The organism is Virgibacillus sp. SK37, assembly GCF_000725285.1.
Lineage (GTDB): Bacteria > Bacillota > Bacilli > Bacillales > Amphibacillaceae > Virgibacillus_Q.
Genome location: NZ_CP007161.1, coordinates 2058898 through 2082931, shown reverse-complemented (window position 1 = coordinate 2082931; position 24034 = coordinate 2058898). Strand labels below are relative to the sequence as shown.

Below are 24034 nucleotides of genomic sequence, written 5' to 3'. Positions count from 1 at the left end.
GATGTTTTGGTTAGTGGCAAGTACAATAGTAGCAGCGTTTATGGCTGTCACAATGATTTTTGTAAGGCTTAAAGCTGCAAAGCAACCAGCTAGTGTTAAAAAAATTATATTGCCACCACTTTTTATGAGTACAGGTGCATTGATGTTTGTAGTTCCACAATTTCGAGTTACTTTTTCAGAGTTTGCAGAAGCAATCATTGTTGGTATTATCTGTTCCATATTTTTAATTAAAACGTCTAACTTTGAAATTCGGAAAAACGCCATATACTTAGTACCTTCAAAAGCATTTGTGTTTATATTAGTTGGATTGTTGCTATTTCGTATTATATTTAAGCTGGCAATTGGAAGTACAATTTCTCTTGGACAGACGAGTGGCATGTTCTATCTGCTAGCATTTGGGATGATTGTCACTTGGAGGCTGGCTATGTTAATTAAATTTATGAAATTAGAAAAAAAAATGAACGCTACAACAAAAAGAAGCGTCTAACCAGTGGTTAGACGCTTTAATTTTTTTTGTATCGTTCTTCCCATTCAACTGAATAATCACTTTGAGATTGGTCAAAGAATTGCTCATATGGTCTAACATCTATATTTTTCTGGTCTAATTTATTTCGTAAAAACTTATGATCACGCTTAGGAGTTGCTAGTATATATCCTTGAATTAATACATCTTGATTAATTTTTTCCATATTTTTGTTAAGAGCTACTTCTCCAATTTTACTGGCAATTTTATGTCTGGCTACATCTCTAAACAATTCAGGCACAGGTGAAACTAATTCTTCAAGCAACTTTTTTTCATCATCTTCCCACATATGTTTGGATTGTTCCATATAGTATTCTTCCCAGTCCATCATTGACTTGCCATCTTCTTTAGGCAATCGTTTAAGAAACTTACGAAACATAAAAAACCCACCAATTCCCATTAAACCAATCATTATAAATCCCCAAGCTATAATTAAGTAATCAAAAATTACCGACATGATTTCACCCTTATTCTATTCATTATAAGTTATTTTTCCAAAATTCAATTGATTACCACAAAAAGTAAATTTTATTTTTTTTAATACTTATAGTATATTACTAATAATTGACAAGTTATAATTAGTAATGGTCTATTTATATTATAATAGTAAAAAGTTTAACAGACAAGAGACATACATAAGAGAAAGATATCATATAGTTGAGAGAGTATAGGGTTAAAATGATAAAAAATGACACTATTAAGGGGGTATATAGATGAGACCAGATAATGATAGGGTTGTGAATCAAGGGGGTAGTTACCTTCATAATGAAAATTTTCTTAAATTATCATCATTAACGCCAGCTATGTTGTCCTGGGTGGATAAAAATAGTTATGATATTATCTTGGTTCTTAATAAGGAAGGCAGATTCATTTTCTTATCAGAATCAATAGAAAGAATATTAGGTTTTTCTGTTGAAAAGTTGGTAGGGGAAAAATGGTATGAGAAAATGTCAACTGTAGACGCTTCATTTATTAAAAAGAATTTTAATCATGATGCTCCTGCCCAAAGTTTTTCAATTAACGTGTTAAACGATAAGGGGATTTATATTATGTTTGAGTGTACTATAGAAAGGTTAATAGATAAAGATGAAGTTTATTTTATATCTACGCTCAGAGATATAACAGATAAGAAAGAATCAGAAGAAATGATGATTAGATCCGAAAAGATGTCAGTTGCAGGACAATTGGCTGCAGGAATAGCTCATGAAATTAGAAATCCATTAACCTCCTTAAAAGGATTTTTACAATTGTTACAAGCAGGACTAACAAGTAAAGAAGAATATTATCAAATCATGTTGGAAGAAATTGAAAAAATGGAAGCCATAACTACTGAACTATTATTTATTTCTAAGCCTTTAACGGATAATAAAAGAACAGAAGCTATTAATGAGATGATTGAAGATGTAGTAATGCTTATGAACCCTCAAGCTAAATTGAAAGGGATCCAATTGGAGTTCGAGAGTGAAGAAACTGCTTTTGTATATTGTGATCGATCACAAATTAAACAAGTTATCCTTAATTTAGTAAAAAATGGAATTGAGGCGATGGACCAACCTGGAAAAATTACCATCAGGTTAGAAGTTAATAACGAATCCATAATTATTCGTGTCATCGATGAAGGCGGAGGCATCCCATCTGATCTTATAAATAAAATAGGCGAGCCGTTTTTTACAACGAAGCAGGCAGGTACCGGTCTGGGTTTGATGATCTCCAAGCAGATTTTGGAACAGCACAAAGCAATTTTGGATATCACACAAAATAAAGATAGAGGAAGCACGTTTCATATTATATTTCCGGTGAAGTAACTGCAATTTATAACTATTTATTTTATAACTATTGTTTTCGTATAAGTATTTGTTATCACTTTACATAAGATTTTAATATATATTGACAGTGTCTATAATATTGTTTTATTTTAATGTTTCCTATAAGATAGAAAAAGAAGGCTTTATCTATACTAGAATAAAAGATTTGTAGAAAAAGCTCAATGTTTGAAATGTGGATAGGTTGATACATGATTAATAACCTGCTACAAAAGAAAGAAAGGGGTTTGCATTATGGGAGCGAATAATACGTTTCATGCAAAAAAACAGTTTGAGTTAAATGGGAAAACGTATAACTATTATCATTTAAAAGCATTAGAAGAAGCTGGATTAGGGAAAGTTTCACGCCTGCCTTTTTCCATTCGTGTACTTTTAGAGTCTCTTGTACGTCAGCATGATGGTCATCAAATTAAAGATGAACATGTACAAAGGCTATCTAAATGGGGTACAGAAGAAGGAAAAGGTGTCGATGTACCTTTTAAACCTTCCAGGGTAATTTTACAGGACTTCACGGGAGTTCCTGCTGTAGTAGATTTGGCATCCTTAAGAAAAGCAATGGTCGATATGGGTGGCGAACCCGACAAAATTAATCCGGAAGTTCCTGTGGACTTGGTAATTGACCATTCCGTGCAAGTTGATCAATATGGCACACCAAATGCTTTACAAGCGAACATGGACTTAGAATTTGAGAGAAACGCAGAGCGTTATGAATTTTTAAACTGGGCCCAAAAGGCGTTTGAAAACTATCGTGCTGTTCCACCAGCTACAGGTATTGTACACCAGGTTAACCTGGAGTATATTGCTAACGTGGTACATGGGTTGGAAAATGAAGATGGAGAATATGATGCTTTCCCTGACACACTTGTAGGGACTGATTCTCATACGACGATGATTAACGGTCTAGGTGTTCTTGGTTGGGGTGTAGGCGGTATCGAAGCAGAAGCAGGAATGCTTGGCCAGCCATCATACTTCCCAGCACCGGAAGTTATTGGAGTTAAATTTACTGGGAGCTTCCCAAATGGAACGACAGCAACTGACTTAGCATTGAAAGTTACTCAAGTACTACGTGAGAAAAATGTTGTTGGTAAATTTGTAGAATATTTTGGGCCTGGATTAAAAGATATGCCACTTGCCGACCGTGCAACTATTTCCAACATGGCACCAGAGTATGGAGCTACTTGTGGTTTCTTCCCGGTGGATGAAGAGTCTTTAAACTATCTACGTCTAACCGGTCGTGACAAAGAGCAAATTGATTTAGTAGAACAATATTGTAAGGCAAATGACTTGTGGTATTCTGCAGATCAGGAAGATCCGGAATATACGGAGTTAGTTGAGATTAATTTATCTGAATTGGAACCTAACCTTTCCGGTCCAAAACGTCCACAGGATTTAATTGCTTTATCTGATATGAAGAAAGAGTTCAACAAAGCAATAACCGCTCCAGAAGGTAACCAAGGGTTTGGTATGGATAAATCTGAATTTGATAAAGAGGTAACTGTGGAACATCCAAATGGAAGTACTTCCTTAATGAAAACAGGAGCTCTAGCTATTGCAGCTATCACCTCTTGTACAAACACTTCCAACCCTTATGTTATGCTTGGGGCTGGATTATTAGCTAAAAAAGCAGTAGAAAAAGGCTTACAGGTACCAGACTACGTAAAAACATCTTTAGCACCTGGTTCAAAAGTTGTTACACGTTACCTTGAGGATTCCGGATTAATGCCTTTCCTTGATCAGCTGGGCTTTAACTTAGTAGGATATGGATGTACTACTTGTATCGGTAACTCAGGACCTTTACGTGAAGAAATTGAACAGGCAATTATGAAAAGTGACCTAACTGTTTCTTCTGTATTATCTGGTAACCGAAACTTTGAAGGACGTATTCACCCACTCGTAAAAGCTAATTACCTTGCATCTCCACCATTAGTAGTTGCATACGCGTTAGCTGGGACAGTTGATGTAGATCTTTCTAAAGAGCCACTTGGTAAAGATAAAGATGGAAATGCAGTTTATATGAATGATATCTGGCCAACAATGGAAGAAATTAAGGATCAAGTGGAAAAGGTTGTAACACCTGAAATATTCCGAAAAGAATATGAAAATGTTTTCCAATCCAATGAAAAATGGAATGAGATTGATACAACAGATGAACCTTTATTTGAATGGGATGAGGATTCCACTTACATTCAAAATCCACCATTCTTTGAAGGGCTTTCCAAGAATGCTGGTACGGTAGAACCATTGAATAACTTAAGAGCTATTGGTAAGTTTGGTGATTCTGTAACAACTGACCATATTTCACCTGCTGGAGCAATTGCCAAAGATATGCCTGCAGGCAAATATCTCCAGGATAAAGGAGTTTCTCCACGAAACTTTAACTCCTATGGTTCTCGACGAGGTAACCATGAAGTTATGATGCGCGGTACGTTCGCAAATATCCGTATCCGCAACCTTTTAGCTCCAGGTACAGAGGGTGGATATACAACATATTGGCCAACAGAAGAAGTTATGCCGATATATGATGCTGCTATGAAGTATCAACAGGATGGCACAGGCTTGATCGTAATTGGCGGAAAAGATTATGGCATGGGATCATCTCGTGACTGGGCAGCCAAAGGAACTAACCTATTAGGCATCAAAACTGTAATCGCTGAAAGTTTTGAGCGAATTCATCGTTCCAACCTTGTAATGATGGGAGTATTACCTTTACAATTTGTAAAAGGTGACAGTGCTGAAAAGTTAGGTTTAACTGGTAAAGAAAGCTTTACTGTTGAAGTTAATGAAGATGTAAAACCACATGATTTGGTAAAAGTCACTGCTGTGGATGAAGAGGGTAAGTCAACTACATTTGATGCTGTTGCTCGTTTTGATAGTGATGTAGAGATTGATTATTACCGTCATGGTGGAATCTTACAAATGGTATTACGTAACAAGCTTGAAGTTTAAGTTATAACAATAAATCTCTTCTACTATTTTAGGGTAGAAGGGATTTATTTTTTGTACTCTAAAATATATGTTGAGGCTATCCATTAATTCGGAAAATAGATAAACTCCGACGTAACTTGGTAGTAGTTTATCTCATTTTAAGGAGATGAATGGACCCATTGATTTCCACTGCAGGGGGACGCTTTCCGCCGGCATGGCTTCAGCCGCTTCCTCCGCTACGCTTCGTGCAGGGTCTTCAGCTCATGCTATTCCGGCAGGAGTCGCCCCCTACCGCTCCAATCAATTCGTACACAGCATATTCTGGGGTATGCAGACGCAATTTTTCTTCCAAGGTATAATAGTAAATAGTAGCGAAGGAAAAATACGGAGACTCCTGGGGGAGATGAGGCATCGGTGAGAACCCGGAAAGCGTAGCATGAGGAGGCTCATCAGCCGCCCCCGGAAAGCGCAGTATTTTTCCGTAGCGGTGTTATTTAGCTATTTTATATTAATTGGGAAATAAGTTTTCACTACGTCGCAGTTTTCTCCTGCTATGTATGTAATAGATAACATTTAAGCTGCTCCAAGAGTAAATTATTGTATGTAAAATATAAAATAAAACTATTTTTAGCCAAAAAATAAACTTTAGCGGAGGCAAAAGTTAACAAAACCTTTTTAATGAACTTTTTTCGAACAATTCATTTTCCACTTTACAAACAACTACAATCGGTCTACCATTTACAATATATAGTGCTTAAGGAGCTTAAAAAATGGTTAAAAAATGGATAGGAATAACTTTGCTTCTAGTCTTAGCTGGTATTGTAATTTTTAATATAGTTAAGGAAAATGCAGAAGAAACAGAAAACAAGGGCGGGATGATTGCACCTCCAGAGAGTGCAGGACTAGAACCTGGGCAGATGGCTCCCGATTTTGAGCTGGAAACATTGAAGGGAAAGAAGCTTAAATTATCCGACTTGCGAGGTGAAAAGGTCATTTTAAATTTTTGGGCAACCTGGTGTCCGCCTTGCCGTGAAGAGATGCCAGAAATGCAACAATTTCACGAAGACTTTGGAGATAAGATTAACATTATTGCGGTTAATTTAACTGGGTCTGAAACAAAAGAATCTGATGTGCAGAAATTTATTGGTAAATACAATTATACATATCCGATTTTACTTGATAAAAATTCTCAAGTAGGTGAAACATATAGAGCCTTTACAGTACCTACTACTTACTTTATTGGAACAGATGGTAAAATTCAAAAAGAGAGAAAAGTAGGGCCAATGTCGTATGAATACATGCAAGAAACGTTAGAGACATTAGAGTAGATGTTATATATTTTCTAAGAAGTGGCAATACTTTTATTTAAAAAGGAGTGAATTGCCATTTCTTTAAAACGAAAAGTTACCTTTGAAGAACTTTTAGCAGAAAATCGACAACATATACTAAAGGACAAGATGCTCATGGAACAACTTGAGCGTAAATGGGAGCAAAGAATGCATCAAACTGTATACAAAAAGTAAGAAAGAGAAAACTCTTCCGTTAGAAAATGGAAGAGTTTTTTGTGTATAAACAGTACCTGCAAACAAATAATAACATTAATTAAATTGAAAGGAGAATATACGTTGACTAAAGACTACAAACCAAAACCTGATGATCGAAGTGATAATGTTGAAAAACTACAAAGCATGGTGCAAGATACAATTGAAAATATAGAGGAAGCGCATGAGACTATGAAGTTAAGTTCCGGAGAAGAGAAACAAAAAATTCTAGAAAAAAATAAACGTCGTGAACAATCAATTGAAGGAATGAGAGCAGAGATTAAGGATGAATACAACTACAATAATGAGTAATTTATAAAGGGATCTCTATACTGAGATTCCTTTCTTTTTTTTAGATAAAAGCGATTTAACTGAAAGTATGTTACGATATGCAATGTATTAAAGTGAGGGGGATTAAAATGTTAAAAGTGAGAACACCTATTGAGGTAAGATACCAAGAAACAGATCAAATGGGCGTTGTTTACCATGCAAACTATTTGGTTTGGTTTGAGATAGGCAGAACAAAATATATTGAACAATTAGGTTTTAAATATGCTGAAATGGAGAAGTATAATGTGGTCTCCCCGGTAACTGATGCGAAAGTGAAATTCATTAAACCCATTCGATACGGAGAGCAAGCAATAGTAGAGACATGGCTTGAAAAATATACAGGAATAAGAACTGTGTATGGTTATAAAATTTACGATAGTGATGGAGTAGTTTCAGTAGAAGGAACTACAGAGCACGTAATAGTTAATAAAGAGAATTTCCGTCCATTATCTCTAAAAAAAACCTTTCCCGATTGGCATAAAGCATATCAAAAACAGGTAAAGGAAGAATAAAAATGGCCTTTGGTGTTAAAAAAGACGAATTATTAGCATGGAAAAAAGAGGTTTCTAATGGAGAAATAGCTATTTTAACACATTATTGGATGGATGATCGTTTTCCAGGCTGCTACACCGTTACAAAGGTTGGGTGTCAGGATGTTGAAAAGCTTGTTGTATGGGGCAGGAAATACGGTCTGCTACCTGAATGGTTACATATGGATAAAAACTATCCACACTTTGATTTGTTTGGAGAAAAACAGAAGGAAGTATTAACGAAGGAAGGACAATGGGAGCAGTTAAATAGATTTAACCTTTGATTGGTATTCTAGCATGTAAAAGAGCTAAACAAGGAGTATATTCCTTTCGTTTAGCTCTTTTACATAACACTTACTTATTCTTCTTTTTTTCTGGTACGAGGTCTACACCACCTGAATGAAATGGATGACATTTACTAATCCTTTTTATAGATAAGAAAAGACCTTTCCATGCACCAAACCGTTGAAAAGCTTCTAAACTGTATGCTGAGCAGGTTGGATAAAAACGGCATGATGCTGGTGTGAAAGGACTGATGGCTGATCGATAAAATTTTACTAGCCCTATAAATAAAAATTTCATTTTAATTTATCCTCACGATGGGAAAGTCATGCTGTTTTTATCATAAGTTATTGAAGCAATGGCATCATGCATGTGAATAGATTCTTCGTTACGGCATTGCACTTTAAATTTAGTTACCAGTTCCATTTCGTATAGATCAGCAGCCACTAAACGGACCATATCCTCTACAAAGCGAGGATTTTCATATGCTTGTTCCGTGACCATTTTTTCATCTGGTCGCTTAAGAACAGGGTGTAGTCTGGAACTGGCATTACTTTCAGCAGCCTCTAGCAACATTTGCTTCCAATCATCGACATTATCAAATTCCAAATCGTCCAGTTCAACTTCAATGGAAACTTCGCCACGTTGGTTATGTGCACTATATTCACTTATCTCTTTAGAACATGGACAGAGTGTAGTCACAAATACCGATAGTGATGCACCTAACGAAAACCCATTGATTTGATCATAGGTAACCCGCATGGATACATTAGCATGGTTCATTCCTGCAAGCTCAGTTTGCGGACCTTTTCGTTCATAAAACCAAGGAAATTCCATTTCTATGGTGGCATCGGATTGCTCCAAGCGTTCTGTCAGTTCCTTCACAAACTGCTTTAATGTAGAGAAGTCTGCTGTAAAACCCTTTTCATGGTAATAAGCCAGCTGCTCAGTGAAACGACTCATATTTGTTCCTTTACTCGTGTTTTTTAAACTCGAAGTGAACTGAATTTTCCCTACACTTGTTTGTACAAGCGGCTTTAGATTACTGTATATTGTAACAGGATGCTTTACATTGGCTACACCAACAGCATCCAGGTCAAATAAAAAGTCTTTTTTTGTGTTCTGTAAATCTGCCATTTCACTTTTTTCGATTGGTTTTGTTTTTAAGACAGGAGTTACAGAACCAAATAATTTATGACGTTCTTCTTTGTTTGGTAATTTTCTCGACGGGAATGTCTTTGTGTTGCCCATAACATGGTCCCCTTTCTCTGTGTAGATAGTCAAAGTATACTGTACGTATAGGTTTTATTCAATTTTTTAGTTTGAATGCTTTCATTACATCCAAGTAATTTTTGGTTCTGTTTTATCTTTAATCCGTTTAATATTTGCTTTATGTCGGTAAAACACAAAAATAGTCAAGATAGATGTTACAATGATAAGACCAATATCTTGAAATAATGCAGAAACAATAATTGTAACAATCCCTGTGATCATAGATGATAAAGAGACATATTTGGATATATATAGTGTTAGCAAAAAGGTGGCAATCATGATAACAAACAGTAAAGGATTAATTCCTAAAATAATCCCTGCTGACGTAGCAACTGCCTTTCCACCTTTAAACCGAGCAAAAATAGGGTAGGTATGTCCCAAAACTGCGAATAAGCCAATAATTAAGCGATACACACCTGCATCTGCCAGCAGTGGCAGCAATGTGGCTGCAGTCCCTTTTAAAATATCGGATAAGGTAACTATTATACCAGCTTTCATCCCCAACACGCGGAATGTATTCGTGGCTCCAAGATTTCCACTTCCGTGTTGGCGGATATCAATATTATATCCTAGTTTCCCTACTACTAATGCGGAAGGGATAGAACCTAAAAGGTATGCAATAATAGCAAATAATATGTATTCCATTGTAATTCCCACTTTCTTGAGTATTGTCCAAGGGCATTGTATATATTTTAGCATGAAGATGGGTTAGAAAGTACTATAAATTCCATTAAAATATTTGAAAGGTTTCACATTAAAGAAAAAGGGTATGTGAATTAATAGAAAAAGTAACCCTAAAGAAGGGAAGAAAAATATGATTGAGTTTAAGAAAGTGAATAAAACATATTCAGATGGAACAGAAGCAGTAAAAGATTTTTCATTACATATTGAAGAAGGGGAAATAGTTACGCTTATAGGGCCAAGTGGTTGTGGAAAAACAACTACAATGAAAATGGTCAATCGTTTAATTGAACCTACTTTAGGAGAAATTTACATAAATAATAAAAATATTAAAGAGTATAACATCCATGAGTTAAGATGGAATATAGGTTACGTTCTACAGCAGATTGCCTTGTTTCCCCACATGACGATTGGAGAGAATATCTCTGTGGTCCCCGAGATGAAAAAGTGGAAGCGAAAGGATGTTGATAAGAGAGCTGAGGAACTTTTACAAATGGTTGGCTTAGATCCTACCACATTTAAAAAGCGAATGCCACAGGAACTCTCTGGAGGACAGCAACAGCGGATAGGAGTTATTAGGGCTCTTGCAGCGGATCCAGACATTATTTTAATGGACGAACCTTTTAGTGCACTTGACCCGATTAGCAGGGAACAGTTGCAAGATGATATTCGCAGTTTACAAAGGGAAATAAAGAAAACAATTCTGTTTGTAACTCATGATATTGATGAAGCGATGGCTTTAGGAGATAAAGTTTGTTTAATGAAGGGCGGAGAAATTGTTCAAGTAGATACACCTCAGAACCTGATTCTTCACCCTGCTACTGAATTTGTGAAAGATTTTATTGGGGAGCGTAAATCCCCTTGGCAAACAGCTGTTGATGTAATAGCTGTTCCGGATCATGAAGTTATCCTCTTTCATGAATTATATGAAAAAGGAGAATATGATAAACAGAGAAAATATTTTGTTGTGGAAGAAAACGGTACTTATATAGGTACACTTCAGGACGGTAAGCTAATCAAAGGGGAAACCTTGGATAATGATATCCCTTTATACAAAGCAACAGAATCTCTTCAATCAACAGATAAGCTTCCAGTTGTTAAGGGAGATAAATTAGTTGGTATATTAAGCTATAAATTGATTATCAATTATTTAAAAAGTAAAACAAAAATAGAAAACGGAGTGATTCACTCATGAATGAATTCATCTCCGTATTTCAAAGCAGAAAAGGTATGTTAATAGAAACAATTTGGGAACATTTGCAAATTTCTCTGTTATCATTGGTTATCGCCATAATCATTGCAGTTCCTATTGGAATTCTTTTGACAAGGTATAGAAAAGTTGCCGAGCCTATTATTGGTATATCGGCTATTATGCAAACAATACCCAGTCTTGCTGTCCTGGCATTTCTAATTCCTTTTTTCGGAATAGGTACCACACCTGCAATTATTGCCTTGACAACATATGGGCTATTGCCTATTCTCAGGAACACTTATACTGGTATTAATGAAGTAGATGCAGCTTTGACTGAAGCTGCCACGGGAATGGGTATGAACTCATTCAAACGGCTAACCAAAGTTGAGCTCCCTATAGCTATGCCTGTTATCATGGCCGGTATTAGAACGTCTATGGTTTTGATTGTTGGAACTACAACAATCGCTGCTTTAATTGGGGCAGGTGGCTTGGGAGAACTTATCTTATTGGGAATTGATCGTGGAGCAGATGTTAACTTAATATTGTTAGGTGCAATTCCTGCTGCATTGCTTGCAATTGCGCTCGATTTTATTTTAAGAGGGTTTGAACAGGTTTCAAAAAAAGCAGGCTTTAAGGCATTTATCGCCATGCTTATAATAGCAGTGATTGTTGTAACCACTCCTTTCTTTTTAGATAGTGCAAAAAAAACAGATATTGTAATTGGTGGTAAATTAGGATCTGAACCTGCTATATTAATTAATATATACAAGCATTTGATAGAGGAAGAATCCGACTTATCTGTGAAGCTTGAACCTGGACTTGGTAAAACCGCATTTGTCTTCACAGCTTTGAAGAACGGCAGTATAGATATTTATCCGGAATTTACTGGTACGGCTATTGTTACACATTTGGAATCAGAAGCGAATAGTAATGATCCCAAAGAAGTGTACCAACAAGCGAAAGAAGGAATGGACCAACAATATGATATGGCTTTTCTGCAGCCAATGAAATTTAATAATACCTATGCTGTAGCGACGACCAAGGAATTAGCGGAAAAGCACAATTTGAAAGAAATTGGAGACCTTAAGCAAATTGAAGACAAAATTACAGCCGGCTTTACGCTTGAATTTAAAGATAGATATGATGGCTATGTAGGAATGCAAGAGTTATACAACTTGGACATTGCAAAAGTAAAAACAATGGAGCCTGGTATTCGACAAGATGCACTTGCAAACGGTAATGTAGATATCATTGATGCTTATGCGACAGATAGTTATATGATAGAATTAGACTTAGTAACTCTAAAAGATCCTGAGAATCTCTTTCCTCCATATCAAGGTGCTCCATTAATGAGAAATGAGACGCTAGATAAATATCCTGAACTAAAAGAAATATTAAATCAACTTGCTGGTAAGATCAGTGATGAAGAGATGAGAAAGATGAATTACAAAGTAGATTATGAAGATCAATCTCCTAGTAAGGTAGCTAAAGACTTCTTATTGGATAAAAATCTTTTGGATAAGTAGAAGGAGGTATATTATGAGTTGGGAGAATCCCACCAGGGAAACGATAAAGGAAATTCTCGAGACGGCAAAAACAATTGCAGTTGTTGGGTTGTCAGATAACCCGCGAAGAACATCCTACCAGATTTCCAAGATTATGCAGGAAGAAGGTTATCGTGTTATCCCGGTTAATCCTACGGTAGATGAAGTTTTGGGTGAAAAGGCATATCCTTCTATAACAGATATTCCCGAAAAAGTGGATATCATTAATGTTTTTAGAAGGCCGGAATTTTTACCAGGTATTGCGAAAGAAGCAGCAAAAACGGATTGTCGCGTATTTTGGGCCCAACAGGGAATTGTAAACGAGGAAGCATATGATTATTTGACAGAAAGAGATTTTACAGTGATTATGGATATGTGTATCAAAGTTTTACATGCTGTATTAGTAAGGAAATAAAAGTTCTTGGGGTGACATTAATTGTCATCCCTTTATTATTCTTTCGACTAACTCTTAAAGTTGCGGGAATTTTTATTAGATTAAACCTGTTCAGTTTTAGTTCGTTCTATTCAATCTCAAAAATAGCTGTTTTTAATTTTATAAGAGAATTCATTGCTTTTTCCTTCTATACAAGCTATTTTCATGTATAGTATACTTAGTAGCATGCCTCTAATAAAGCTTAGTTATAAATCATCCATATTTACAAATGCAAACATTTGTTCTATTATGTTATAAACAAGAAAAATATAAATGAAAAAAGGATCCTTGCTTAAATAAAAAAGGAGTAGATGATATCTTGGCAAAGAAACCAGTTAATTATAATGATGAATCTATCCAAGTACTTGAGGGTTTGGAAGCAGTCCGAAAAAGACCTGGTATGTATATTGGAAGCACAGATATGCGTGGATTGCATCATTTAGTATTCGAGATCGTAGACAATGCGGTCGATGAAGCATTGGCAGGATATGGCAATGTTATAAAAGTTACTGTACATAAAGACAATAGTATTTCAGTAGAAGATAATGGTCGTGGAATCCCAACAGGTATGCATAGCACGGGCAAACCGACAACAGAAGTAATATTTACCATTCTTCATGCCGGAGGAAAGTTCGGACAAGGTGGTTACAAGACAAGTGGCGGACTACATGGGGTTGGCGCATCTGTAGTAAATGCATTATCTGAATGGTTAGAAGTAACTATCCATAGAGATGGTCATACATATTTTCAACGTTTTGAAAATGGAGGAAAGCCAGTAAGTTCCTTAGAAAAGAAAGGGAGTACGAGAAAGAAAGGTACTACCATTCATTTTAAACCAGACCCAGCAATATTTTCTGCCACCGTGTATGACTTCGAAACCTTGTCAGAGCGACTGCGTGAAGCTGCATTTTTACTCAAAGGACTTCATATTGAATTAAATGATTTACGACAAGATTCACATGTGACCTACGAATTCCCCGATGGATTAGAATCCTTTGTAAATTACTTGAATGAAGAAAAAGATGCTTTGCATCCAGTTGTTTCTTTTGAGGGTGAAGCTCAAGGGATAGAAGTTGATTTTGCATTTCAGTTTAATGACGGATATGCAGAAAGTATGCTTTCTTTTGTTAATCATGTACGTACAAGAGATGGCGGAACCCATGAATCTGGAGCTCGTACAGCGATAACAAGGACATTTAACGACTATGCCAGGAGAGCAAATTTACTAAAAGAAAAAGAAAAAAATCTGGAAGGAACAGATATAAGGGAGGGGCTTACTGCTATTGTCTCTGTCCGTGTTCCTGAAGAAAGCCTGCAATTTGAAGGCCAAACAAAAGGAAAACTTGGTACGACCGAAGCACGCTCAGCAGTAGATGGAGTAGTGTCCGAAAAATTATCCTATTTTCTTGAAGAAAATCCAGAGGTAGCAGGACTTTTGATTAAAAAATCCATTAAAGCGAAAGAGGCACGTGAAGCGGCAAGAAAAGCACGTGAAGAAGCAAGGACTGGAAAGAAGAAGCGTAGAAAAGATACCATGTTAAGTGGAAAACTAACTCCTGCGCAATCAAAAAACCCTAAAAAAAATGAATTATATTTAGTGGAGGGTGATTCTGCAGGTGGTTCCGCAAAGCAAGGGAGAGACCGGAAATTTCAGGCTGTATTACCTTTGCGAGGAAAAGTTATCAATACAGAAAAGGCTAAGCTGCAGGATGTATTTAAAAATGAAGAAATTTCAACTATCATTCACACGATCGGCGCAGGTGTCGGTGGTGATTTTGACTTGGAAGATGCACAATATGATAAAATTATTATTATGACAGACGCAGATACAGATGGAGCACACATTCAAGTACTGTTATTAACATTTTTTTATCGATATATGCGTCCTCTAGTTGAAAATGGTAAGATATATATTGCCCTGCCTCCGCTTTACAAAATCTCCAAGGGAAAAGGAAAGAAAGAACAAATTAAATACGCTTGGGAAGAAGGAGAAATGAAAAAGGCGCTTAAAGAATTTAAGAGCGGATATGTTATTCAACGCTACAAAGGCCTTGGTGAAATGAATGCAGATCAATTATGGGAAACAACCATGAACCCTGATACACGTACATTAATCCGTGTAACACTGGAAGACCTTGCAAGGGCTGAACGAAGGGTAACTACATTGATGGGCGATAAAGTAGAGCCAAGAAGAAAGTGGATCGAAGGCAATGTTGCGTTTGGTTTGGAAGACGACGCAAATATCCTGGATAACGATAAAATTCATACAGAAATATAATACGTATTATAGTAAGGGGGGGTTGGTTTGTCACAACCAGAAACGTTTTTAGACCTTCCACTAGAAGAAGTTATTGGTGACAGGTTTGGAAGGTATAGTAAATATATAATTCAAGATCGTGCGCTGCCAGATGCTCGTGATGGACTGAAGCCGGTTCAACGCCGTATTTTGTATGCAATGCATGAAGAAAGAAATACACACGATAAAAATTTTCGTAAGTCCGCAAAAACCGTTGGTACAGTAATAGGTAATTACCATCCACATGGTGACTCATCCGTGTACGAGGCGATGGTTCGACTCAGTCAAGATTGGAAGATGAGGAATCTGTTGATCGAAATGCACGGAAATAATGGTAGTATTGACGGTGACCCGCCTGCTGCTATGCGTTATACGGAGGCCAGACTTTCAAGTATAGCTTCAGAACTTTTACGGGACATAGATAAAGAAACTGTTGATTTCATTCCAAACTTTGATGATACGGATGCAGAGCCAGTAGTTCTCCCTGCTAAATTTCCTAATTTGCTTGTCAATGGTTCCACAGGGATTTCAGCAGGTTATGCAACAGATATTCCGCCACATAATCTTGATGAGGTTATTGATGCTGTCATTATGAAGATTGATAACCCAGAAGCCACATTAGATCAATTAATGAAGGTTATTAACGGGCCAGACTTTCCTACCGGTGGAATTATTCAAGGTGTTGAAGGAATCAAAAAAGCTTATGAAACAGGTAGAGGAAAGATAATAGTTCGAGGCAAAACAAAAGTTGAGGATGTTCGTGGAAATCGGAAACAAATCATTATAGATGAAATTCCATTCGAAGTTAATAAAGCAAATATGGTTAAGAAAATGGATGAATTGCGTATTGATCGGAAAGTGGAAGGAATTGCTGAAGTACGAGATGAAACAGACCGTACAGGTTTACGAATCGTGATTGAATTGAAAAAAGATGCTAACAGTGAAGGTATATTGAATTATCTATTTAAAAATACAGATCTTCAGGTTACATATCATTTTAATATGGTAGCCATTCAAGACAAAACACCAAAGCTATTATCATTACCTAATATTTTGGATGCATATATTCTTCATCAGAAAGAAGTGGCCACAAGGCAAATTAACTTTGATTTGAAGAAAGCTAAAGACCGTGCCCATATTGTTGAAGGTTTAATTAAAGCTATCTCTATATTAGATCAATTAATTGCTACGATTCGCTCTTCAAAGGATAAACAAGATGCAAAGAAACAAATTATAGCTAAATATGAATTTACAGAAGCGCAGGCTGAGGCTATAGTTATGCTTCAATTATATCGTTTAACGAATACAGATATAACCTCACTTGAAAAGGAAGCTGATGAACTTCGAAAAAAGATAGCAGAATACGAAGCTATGCTACAAAGTGAGAAAAAATTATTCCAATCAATTAAGAAGGATCTAAGACAGCTAAAGAAACAGTATTCAGATAAAAGACGTACTGTTATAGAAGAGCAGATTGAAGAACTAAAAATAAATATTGAAGTCATGGTCGCAAGTGAAGACGTGCTAGTGTCAACTACCAGAGACGGCTATATTAAAAGAACAAGTCTGCGTTCCTATGCTGCATCCAATGGGGAAGATTTTGCAATGAAAGATGAAGATCATCTCGTAGGTTTAATAGAAATGAATACAACAGACAAAATCCTGCTCTTTACAAATAAAGGTAAATATCTATCTATACCAGTTCATGAGCTTCCAGACATTAGATGGAAAGATATAGGCCAACACATTTCCAATATCGCTTCTATAGATCAAGATGAACGTATTATTCAGTGTCTACCGGTGAGAGACTTTGAAAAGGATAATTACCTGATCTTCTTTACTAAAAATGGAATGGTAAAACGTAGTGAATTACCATTGTATGATGCTCAAAGATATTCAAAAGCGTTAATTGCTCTAAACGTTAGAAATAATGATGAAGTAGTGCAGGTTTGCAGAACGAATGGTCATGCAGATATATTTGTAGCATCCGATAAGGGCTATGGGCTTTGGTATCATGAGGAGGAAATATCTGTAGTCGGCCAGCGGGCTGCAGGTGTAAAAGCAATACAACTAAGAGACAATGAAAGTGTAATAAGTGGGCAGGTTTTCGATGATTTATCTGAACCTTCACTTGTGTTAATTACTCAGCGTGGGGCTTGCAAGCGGATGAATTTGAAAGATTTTGAGAAAACAAGTCGTGCTAAACGTGGTCTTGTTATGTTACGCGAATTAAAAAACAAACCACATTTACTTGTAGGCCTATTCGTTGTAGATGAGAATGACTCCTTATGTTTCCAAACGGAAAGCGGAGAGAAACATACCGTTTTTCCTTTGGAGCTACCTTTAAGTGATCGATATAGTAATGGGTCGTTTGTTATAGACACTGACCAGCATGGAGAAGTAAGAGAAGTATGGAAAAAAGCTAACTATTACAAACCATTTGAAGGATTGAATAATTAAAGATTGTTGTAACCTATAACGGATAAAACCGAACTGATTCGAATTCTAGTTTAAATAGTTTCGAACCAGTTCGGTTTTTATTTAAAGTATATTATCAAGTTAGGTTCTTTGTTAGTGGACCCATGTCCGGTTTGAACCTAATCTAATGATTTGTCTACGAAAGAAACCGACTCCTAAGCTTTAAATTAGCAAAGTAGTTTAGTTTTTCTTGTTAAAAAACTTTATGTATTCAGAAAAATATGGTAAACTTTTTATAACGCTTAAAAGGAGGGATTAGAACGGAATTACGTCAAAAAATTATTCAATCTGCTTTACTTTTATTTGAAAAACAAGGCTATCATGGCGTCACAGTAAATCAAATTGTGGAAGATGTTGGCACATCAAAAGGTGGATTTTATCATCATTTTAAAACAAAAGATGAACTACTATATGTTATCCACGACACTTTCATATCTTATGCTTTAGAAAAGGCCACAAATGCGAACAACATGTATGACTCACCAACTAAGAAGTTGCAAACCATTATCCATGACTTTGTGAAAGTCTTTGACATTTACAAACCACATATATCTGTTTTTTACCAAGAAAATATTTACCTGAATGAAAAATATGAAATATTAATTAAGAAAAAAAGAGATCAGTTTAAAAACATCATTATGAAAGCGCTTTACGAAGGGAAAGAACAAGGAGAATTCAGATCAGATCTGCAGGTTGATATTACTGGTATGGCAATATTAGGAATGGTCAATTGGACATATAAATGGTATCAGCAAGGTGGGTTCAGAACAATTGATGAAATAAGCCATATCTTTGTTGATTTAATATTACATGCTGTATTAGAACCTGAGACTATTGCAAGTGACAAATACAAGGAATTGTTAATGAAATAACCCGCATGAATAAGCTAGATTTTTATAACCGAAACAGACCAACCAGTCGGTCTAATCAAAGGGAATAGGAGGCTTGACATGAATTTTGAGTTAACAAAAGAACAAGCGATGATTAAAAAAATGGTTCGTGACTTTGCTGAAGAAGTTATTCGTCCAAGAGCAATTGAGATTGATACAAAGGCAGAATTTCCCAAAGATATATTTGATCAGTTAGGCGAGCTCGGGTTAATGGGAATACCTTTTCCAGAGAAATATGGTGGATCCGGTGGAGATACATTATCGTATGCACTTGCTGTAGAAGAGATAGGAAGGGTTTGCGGAAGCACTGGCCTGAGCTATGCGGCTGCAGTATCTCTTGGTGCTAGTCCAATTTATTATTTTGGCACAGATGAACAGAAAAAAGAATTTTTAACACCTTTAGCTGAAGGCAAAGCGCTAGGATCTTTTGGATTAACAGAGCCTAACGCCGGTTCAGACGCAGGAGGAACGAGAACTACTGCAGTGGAAGACGGAGATGACTATGTAATCAATGGCGAAAAATGTTTTATTACTAATGCCAGCTTTGCAAAGACTGTGATTGTTACAGCTGTTACGGGAAAAAACGAAAAGGGTAAAAATATCATCTCGGCCATTATCGTCCCTACAGATTCTGAAGGCATTAAGATTACAAGTAATTACGATAAAATGGGCGTAAGAGGTTCAGACACAGCAGAGATCGTTTTAACAAATGTACGTGTGGCTAAAAAGAATTTATTAGGCGATCCTGAAAAAGGTTTTAAGCAATTTCTTCATACCCTTGATGGGGGACGTATTTCTATTGCAGCTTTAGGCCTTGGTATCGCTCAAGGATCATTGGATAAGGCATTGACCTATGCAAAGGAACGTAAGCAGTTTGGAAAACCAATTTCCAGCTTTCAAGCCATTCAATTTAAACTTGCAGATATGTCAATGGAGGTCGAGCTGGCCAGGAATATGGTACATAAAGCAGCATGGTTGAAGGATAATCATAAGCCTTTTAGTAAAGAGGCGGCATATGCCAAACTGTATGCTACAGAAACAGCCTTCAGATCAGCGAATCAAGCGATACAAATTCATGGAGGCTATGGCTACATGAGAGAATATGAGGTTGAAAGGTATTTGCGGGATGCCAAACTATTGGAAATCGGGGAAGGTACTTCAGAAGTTCAAAGATTAGTTATTGCTAGACAGCTAGGTTGTTAGAATAACTATGGAAGGAGTAAATTCATGTCTCTAAGAAAGATAACCGTTGGTGAATTATTAGAAGAACAAGTGAATTTGTATCCAGACCAGGAAGCAGTGATCTATCCAGAACTAAATATGAGAAAAACATATAGTGAATTTAACGAGATGGTTGATAAAGCCGCAAAAGGTTTAATGGCTCTCGGTATCAAGAAGGGTGAGCATGTAGCTATATGGTCTGATAATAAACCTGAATGGCTTACTTCTCAATTTGCCACAGGTAAAATGGGTGCTGTACTTGTAACCGTTAACACGAACTATCAAGCAAAAGAGCTGGAATATCTCTTAAAACAATCTGATGCTACCACTTTAATTATGGCAGAGAGTTACAAGGGAACATCTTATATTGACATTTTAAAGAAGGTTTGTCCTGAATTCTCTACAGCAGAAAAAGGAAAATTACATTCAGGAAAGCTTCCAAGGCTAAAAAATATCATTATCATTGGTGAGACTACCTATTCGTTCGCATATAACTGGGATGAAGTCTTGCAAAAAGCAGACGAAATAACCCAAGAAGAACTCAATCTTAGAAAAGCGACATTGCATCAGGATGAAGTAATTAATATGCAGTATACATCAGGTACCACTGGCTTTCCAAAAGGCGTAATGCTGACACATTATAATATCGTTAATAATGGCAACCAAATTGCAGATTGTATGAAGCTAACAAATAAAGATAGATTATGTATTCCCGTCCCATTTTTTCACTGTTTTGGTTGTGTGCTTGGGGTTCTGGCCGCAGTATCGAAGGGTGCAACCATGGTAATTCTCGAGCAGTTTGATGCTGCACAGGTACTCCAAGCTGTAGATAATGAAAAATGTACAGCACTTCATGGTGTACCAACGATGTTTATTGCAGAATTGAATCATCCAAGTTTTAACTCATACAATCTAACTCATTTACGTACAGGTATTATGGCTGGCTCAACTTGTCCAATGGAAGTAATGACAAAGGTCATGAATGAAATGGGTGCAAAAGAAATTACAATTGCCTATGGGCAAACAGAGTCATCACCGGTAATTACACAAACAAGAACGGATGACCCCATTGAACTAAAGGTAGGATCAGTAGGTAAACCACACCCTAATGTTGAGGTTAAAGTTGTAATACCTGGAACAAAGCAAGAGCAGGAAAAGGGAGTCCCAGGTGAATTATTGACAAGAGGCTATCATGTTATGAAAGGTTATTATAATAATTCTTCTGCAACCAATGAAGCAATTGATGATGAGGGCTGGCTTCATACTGGTGATCTCGCCGTATTATATGATAATGGCTATTTGGAGATCACTGGGCGCATGAAGGATATGATCATACGAGGTGGGGAAAATGTTTATCCACGTGAGATAGAAGAATTTCTGTATCAGCATCCAACCATTCTTGATGTTCAGGTAACAGGTATTCCCGATGAAAAATATGGTGAAGAAATTGTCGCCTGGATCATTTTAAAGGAAGGTGCGACTACGACCGTTCAAGATATTAAGTCATTTTGCAAAGGAAATATCTCTCATCATAAAATACCGAAGTATATACAATTTGTGGACGAATATCCAATGACCGCGAGTGGGAAAATCCAAAAATTTAAGTTAAAGGAACTAGCTGTTAAACAATTTCAGTAATAGGAGAGAGCGTATGATTAAAAAAGTTCTAATAGCAAATCGTGGTGAAATAGCTGCACGTATTATTCGTACTTGTAAGAAATTAGATATTTTAACAGTAGCTGTATATTCAGAAGCTGATCAAAAAGCTCCATATGTCTCCATGGCCGATGAAAGCTATTTAATTGGACCACCAAGGGTAAATGAGAGTTACTTAAATACGGAAAAAATATTATCTGTTGCGAAAGAAGTAAATGCGGATGCAATACATCCTGGATATGGATTTCTTAGTGAAAATGGAGACTTTGCAGAGGCTTGTAAGAAGGAAGGAATTATATTTATTGGTCCTTCTAGTCAAATTATAAAACAAATGGGAGACAAAATTGCAGCACGTAAAGAAATGCAAAAGGCGGGTGTTCCGGTTGTTCCTGGCACCAGCGAGGCCGTGCCATCTGTTGAGGAAGCTCTGGAAGTTGCCGGGCAAATTGGTTATCCGATTATGCTTAAGGCAACGGCCGGAGGAGGCGGAATCGGAATGCAAGTTGTGCGTTCTGATAATGAGTTGGCAAAAGCATTTGAAAGTAATTCCAAGCGGGCACTCACCTTCTTTGGTAACGGAGCGATGTTTATGGAAAAGAAAATTGAGAATGCCAGGCACATAGAAATTCAAGTTTTAGCCGACCATCATGGTAACGTTGTCCACCTATTTGAGAGAGATTGTTCCATTCAACGAAGGAACCAAAAAGTTATTGAGGAAGCCCCTTCTACTTTTATTTCTGAAAAAACAAGGGAAGAAATGGGAAGTGCTGCAGTAAAAGCAGCAAAAACATTAGGCTATACAAATGCGGGTACAATAGAATTTCTTGTAGATCAAAATGAAAACTTTTACTTTTTGGAGATGAATACAAGAATCCAAGTGGAGCACCCGATAACGGAGGAAATTACAGGAACAGATATTGTTGAAGCACAATTTGCTATTGCGAATAATGAGAGACTTAAGATAGACCAACATGAATTAAGAATAGATGGCCACGCAATTGAGGTACGAATCTATGCAGAGGATCATGTTTCCTTTTTTCCATCACCTGGCCATATATCAAAACTGGAGTTGCCAAAAGGAAAGTCAGTGCGAAATGAAATAGCAGTAACAAGTGAGTACGACGTAACTCCATTTTATGATCCAATGATTGGAAAGTTGATAGTAAAAGGCAATAATAGAGATGATGCTATTAATTTATTAAAACAAGCTTTGCTTGAGTATAAGGTGGAAGGAATTAAGACAAATATACCAATGCTACTTAACATCGTAGATAGTGAACCTTTCAAAAAAGGCAAAACCACAACAGCGTTTGTTGAGGAACACTATTTACCATCATTGACCAAAAACTAAGGAGGAATTAATTATGGAATTAACTGCAAATATGGCTGGTAACGTATGGAAAATTGTTGTAAACGAAGGGGATAAAGTAGAAGAGGATCAGGACGTTGTTATTCTTGAATCTATGAAGATGGAAATTCCTATTGCTGCGGAAGAGGCAGGTACCATAAAAGAGCTGAAGGTTGCGGAAGGTGACTTTGTAAACGAAGGGGACGTACTGGCAATCATAGAATAAATTCTTTGATTTTCTCTTGTATATAGATTCTGATAAGGAGGCAGTTATGAAGGAACTCATTTCATTAGAGGTCGTTGATCAACATATCGCCGTATTAACCCTTAACCGACCGGAAGCAGCAAACGCATTATCGAAAGATTTACTTGACCAGTTAAATCATGTGATAGGCAAAATAAATAACAACCCGGATATTTACTGTACCATTATAACAGGTGCTAGTGAAAAAGCTTTTTGCGCTGGTGCTGACTTAAAGGAACGGAAGGGAATGACAGATTCGGAGGTTATTGAAGCTGTCAGTTATATAGGCTCAACGATCCAATCGGTTGAAAAAATGAAAAGTCCAGTGATTGCAGCCATAAATGGTGTTGCATTTGGGGGTGGTCTGGAGCTTGCATTAGCATGTGACCTTCGGATATCAGCTGCTCATGCAAAGATGGGACTTACAGAAACAGCTTTGGCAATCATACCAGGAGCTGGCGGCACCCAGCGATTACCTCGTCTAATTGGAGTCGGCCAGGCAAAGCGCTTAATCTATACTGCCAAGCCTGTTGCAGCAGATGAAGCGCTTTCTATCGGGTTGGTAGAACAGCTTTCAGATAAAGAAAAATTATTGGAGGATGCATTGGAGATCGCTAAAAAAATTACTCAAAATGGACCTGTTGCTCTACGTCAGGCTAAAACAGCGATTGATCACGGTATGCAAACAGACATAACTACGGGGCTACTCATCGAGCATCTTTCTTATAAGGAAACAATTCCGACTAGAGATAGGTTAGAAGGATTAGAAGCCTTTCAACAAAAGAGGAAACCATTGTATAAAGGGGTATAATTCAGGAGGTATTG

23 protein-coding genes are annotated in these 24034 nt (G+C 36.8%); 19 read left to right on the top strand and 4 right to left on the bottom strand.

From position 1 onward, the window contains the following. Window position 1 precedes the first annotated feature (1 nt). A complete protein-coding gene (locus tag X953_RS10785) occupies window positions 2-487 on the top strand; it encodes a CcdC family protein (protein WP_040955577.1) in 486 nt (161 codons plus the stop codon). A 16-nt stretch (window positions 488-503) separates the two neighbouring features. On the opposite strand, the gene X953_RS10780 is transcribed toward X953_RS10785, so the two are convergent. After that, window positions 504-980: a DUF2621 family protein gene (locus tag X953_RS10780; RefSeq protein WP_040955576.1), complete on the bottom strand. Its 477-nt coding sequence runs from the start codon at window positions 978-980 to the stop codon at window positions 504-506. Window positions 981-1236: 256 nt separating this feature from the next. Between X953_RS10780 and X953_RS10775 the strand changes: the two genes are divergently transcribed. From X953_RS10775 to X953_RS10745, 7 genes are all read left to right on the top strand, one after another. Then, window positions 1237-2328: an ATP-binding protein gene (locus X953_RS10775; protein ID WP_040955575.1), complete on the top strand. Its 1092-nt coding sequence runs from the start codon at window positions 1237-1239 to the stop codon at window positions 2326-2328. Between the two features lie 252 nt (window positions 2329-2580). Continuing rightward, the gene (acnA, locus tag X953_RS10770; protein ID WP_040955574.1) at window positions 2581-5292 is read left to right on the top strand and encodes an aconitate hydratase AcnA; all 2712 of its coding nucleotides are present in this window, start codon (window positions 2581-2583) and stop codon (window positions 5290-5292) included. Window positions 5293-6041: 749 nt separating this feature from the next. Continuing rightward, entirely contained in the window at window positions 6042-6599 is a 558-nt protein-coding gene (locus X953_RS10760) for a peroxiredoxin (protein WP_040955572.1), read from the top strand. 51 nt (window positions 6600-6650) lie between these two features. Further along, on the top strand, window positions 6651-6794 hold the full coding sequence (locus tag X953_RS20395; protein ID WP_369792742.1) for an FbpB family small basic protein: 144 nt from the start codon (window positions 6651-6653) through the stop codon (window positions 6792-6794). Between the two features lie 102 nt (window positions 6795-6896). After that, a complete protein-coding gene (gene tlp, locus X953_RS10755) occupies window positions 6897-7124 on the top strand; it encodes a small acid-soluble spore protein Tlp (RefSeq protein WP_040955571.1) in 228 nt (75 codons plus the stop codon). Between the two features lie 107 nt (window positions 7125-7231). Continuing rightward, the gene (locus tag X953_RS10750) at window positions 7232-7654 is read left to right on the top strand and encodes a thioesterase family protein (protein WP_040955570.1); all 423 of its coding nucleotides are present in this window, start codon (window positions 7232-7234) and stop codon (window positions 7652-7654) included. Between the two features lie 2 nt (window positions 7655-7656). Next, entirely contained in the window at window positions 7657-7956 is a 300-nt protein-coding gene (locus tag X953_RS10745; RefSeq protein WP_040955569.1) for a hypothetical protein, read from the top strand. Between the two features lie 70 nt (window positions 7957-8026). Here X953_RS10745 and yidD read toward each other — a convergent pair whose 3' ends face one another. The 3 genes from yidD to plsY all read right to left on the bottom strand — a co-directional run bounded on the left by yidD (window position 8027) and on the right by plsY (window position 9871). Continuing rightward, complete coding sequence (gene yidD, locus X953_RS10740) at window positions 8027-8254, bottom strand: membrane protein insertion efficiency factor YidD (protein WP_040955568.1); 228 nt, start codon at window positions 8252-8254, stop codon at window positions 8027-8029. 12 nt (window positions 8255-8266) lie between these two features. Continuing rightward, window positions 8267-9205 carry a GTP cyclohydrolase FolE2 gene (gene folE2 / locus X953_RS10735; protein ID WP_040955567.1) on the bottom strand — a complete coding sequence of 313 codons (939 nt, stop codon included), beginning with the start codon at window positions 9203-9205 and terminating at the stop codon, window positions 8267-8269. A gap of 84 nt (window positions 9206-9289) precedes the next feature. Further along, a complete protein-coding gene (gene plsY / locus X953_RS10730) occupies window positions 9290-9871 on the bottom strand; it encodes a glycerol-3-phosphate 1-O-acyltransferase PlsY (protein ID WP_040955566.1) in 582 nt (193 codons plus the stop codon). 169 nt (window positions 9872-10040) lie between these two features. On the opposite strand from plsY, the gene X953_RS10725 reads away from it, so the two are divergent. From X953_RS10725 to X953_RS10675, 11 genes are all read left to right on the top strand, one after another. After that, window positions 10041-11102, top strand: coding sequence for an ABC transporter ATP-binding protein (locus X953_RS10725; protein ID WP_040955565.1), 1062 nt, complete (start codon window positions 10041-10043; stop codon window positions 11100-11102). Next, on the top strand, window positions 11099-12625 hold the full coding sequence (locus X953_RS10720) for an ABC transporter permease/substrate-binding protein (protein ID WP_040955564.1): 1527 nt from the start codon (window positions 11099-11101) through the stop codon (window positions 12623-12625). The genes X953_RS10725 and X953_RS10720 overlap by 4 nt, the downstream gene beginning before the upstream one ends. A gap of 13 nt (window positions 12626-12638) precedes the next feature. Continuing rightward, window positions 12639-13058, top strand: coding sequence for a CoA-binding protein (locus tag X953_RS10715; protein ID WP_040955563.1), 420 nt, complete (start codon window positions 12639-12641; stop codon window positions 13056-13058). A 337-nt stretch (window positions 13059-13395) separates the two neighbouring features. Continuing rightward, window positions 13396-15354, top strand: coding sequence for a DNA topoisomerase IV subunit B (gene parE, locus X953_RS10710; protein ID WP_040955562.1), 1959 nt, complete (start codon window positions 13396-13398; stop codon window positions 15352-15354). 27 nt (window positions 15355-15381) lie between these two features. Further along, entirely contained in the window at window positions 15382-17832 is a 2451-nt protein-coding gene (gene parC, locus X953_RS10705; protein WP_040955561.1) for a DNA topoisomerase IV subunit A, read from the top strand. Between the two features lie 272 nt (window positions 17833-18104). Then, entirely contained in the window at window positions 18105-18722 is a 618-nt protein-coding gene (locus X953_RS10700) for a TetR/AcrR family transcriptional regulator (protein ID WP_040955560.1), read from the top strand. Window positions 18723-18800: 78 nt separating this feature from the next. Next, window positions 18801-19943: an acyl-CoA dehydrogenase family protein gene (locus tag X953_RS10695; RefSeq protein WP_040955559.1), complete on the top strand. Its 1143-nt coding sequence runs from the start codon at window positions 18801-18803 to the stop codon at window positions 19941-19943. Between the two features lie 24 nt (window positions 19944-19967). Then, window positions 19968-21599 carry an AMP-binding protein gene (locus X953_RS10690; protein WP_040955558.1) on the top strand — a complete coding sequence of 544 codons (1632 nt, stop codon included), beginning with the start codon at window positions 19968-19970 and terminating at the stop codon, window positions 21597-21599. A 13-nt stretch (window positions 21600-21612) separates the two neighbouring features. Next, entirely contained in the window at window positions 21613-22968 is a 1356-nt protein-coding gene (locus tag X953_RS10685) for an acetyl/propionyl/methylcrotonyl-CoA carboxylase subunit alpha (RefSeq protein WP_040955557.1), read from the top strand. Window positions 22969-22981: 13 nt separating this feature from the next. Beyond that, a complete protein-coding gene (locus tag X953_RS10680) occupies window positions 22982-23191 on the top strand; it encodes an acetyl-CoA carboxylase biotin carboxyl carrier protein subunit (protein ID WP_084715674.1) in 210 nt (69 codons plus the stop codon). 46 nt (window positions 23192-23237) lie between these two features. Beyond that, complete coding sequence (locus X953_RS10675; protein ID WP_040955555.1) at window positions 23238-24020, top strand: enoyl-CoA hydratase; 783 nt, start codon at window positions 23238-23240, stop codon at window positions 24018-24020. Window positions 24021-24034 lie beyond the last annotated feature (14 nt).

Coding starts and splice junctions, on each gene's coding strand:
- acnA (WP_040955574.1), top strand. CDS start 2,581: ATGGGAGCGAATAATACGTTTCATGCAAAAAAACAGTTTGAGTTAAAT.
- X953_RS10675 (WP_040955555.1), top strand. CDS start 23,238: ATGAAGGAACTCATTTCATTAGAGGTCGTTGATCAACATATCGCCGTA.
- X953_RS10745 (WP_040955569.1), top strand. CDS start 7,657: ATGGCCTTTGGTGTTAAAAAAGACGAATTATTAGCATGGAAAAAAGAG.
- folE2 (WP_040955567.1), bottom strand. CDS start 9,205: ATGGGCAACACAAAGACATTCCCGTCGAGAAAATTACCAAACAAAGAA.
- X953_RS10775 (WP_040955575.1), top strand. CDS start 1,237: ATGAGACCAGATAATGATAGGGTTGTGAATCAAGGGGGTAGTTACCTT.
- X953_RS10785 (WP_040955577.1), top strand. CDS start 2: ATGTTTTGGTTAGTGGCAAGTACAATAGTAGCAGCGTTTATGGCTGTC.
- X953_RS10760 (WP_040955572.1), top strand. CDS start 6,042: ATGGTTAAAAAATGGATAGGAATAACTTTGCTTCTAGTCTTAGCTGGT.
- X953_RS10680 (WP_084715674.1), top strand. CDS start 22,982: ATGGAATTAACTGCAAATATGGCTGGTAACGTATGGAAAATTGTTGTA.
- X953_RS10685 (WP_040955557.1), top strand. CDS start 21,613: ATGATTAAAAAAGTTCTAATAGCAAATCGTGGTGAAATAGCTGCACGT.
- X953_RS10690 (WP_040955558.1), top strand. CDS start 19,968: ATGTCTCTAAGAAAGATAACCGTTGGTGAATTATTAGAAGAACAAGTG.
- X953_RS10725 (WP_040955565.1), top strand. CDS start 10,041: ATGATTGAGTTTAAGAAAGTGAATAAAACATATTCAGATGGAACAGAA.
- X953_RS10695 (WP_040955559.1), top strand. CDS start 18,801: ATGAATTTTGAGTTAACAAAAGAACAAGCGATGATTAAAAAAATGGTT.
- X953_RS10715 (WP_040955563.1), top strand. CDS start 12,639: ATGAGTTGGGAGAATCCCACCAGGGAAACGATAAAGGAAATTCTCGAG.
- X953_RS10750 (WP_040955570.1), top strand. CDS start 7,232: ATGTTAAAAGTGAGAACACCTATTGAGGTAAGATACCAAGAAACAGAT.
- plsY (WP_040955566.1), bottom strand. CDS start 9,871: ATGGAATACATATTATTTGCTATTATTGCATACCTTTTAGGTTCTATC.
- yidD (WP_040955568.1), bottom strand. CDS start 8,254: ATGAAATTTTTATTTATAGGGCTAGTAAAATTTTATCGATCAGCCATC.
- X953_RS10720 (WP_040955564.1), top strand. CDS start 11,099: ATGAATGAATTCATCTCCGTATTTCAAAGCAGAAAAGGTATGTTAATA.
- X953_RS10780 (WP_040955576.1), bottom strand. CDS start 980: ATGTCGGTAATTTTTGATTACTTAATTATAGCTTGGGGATTTATAATG.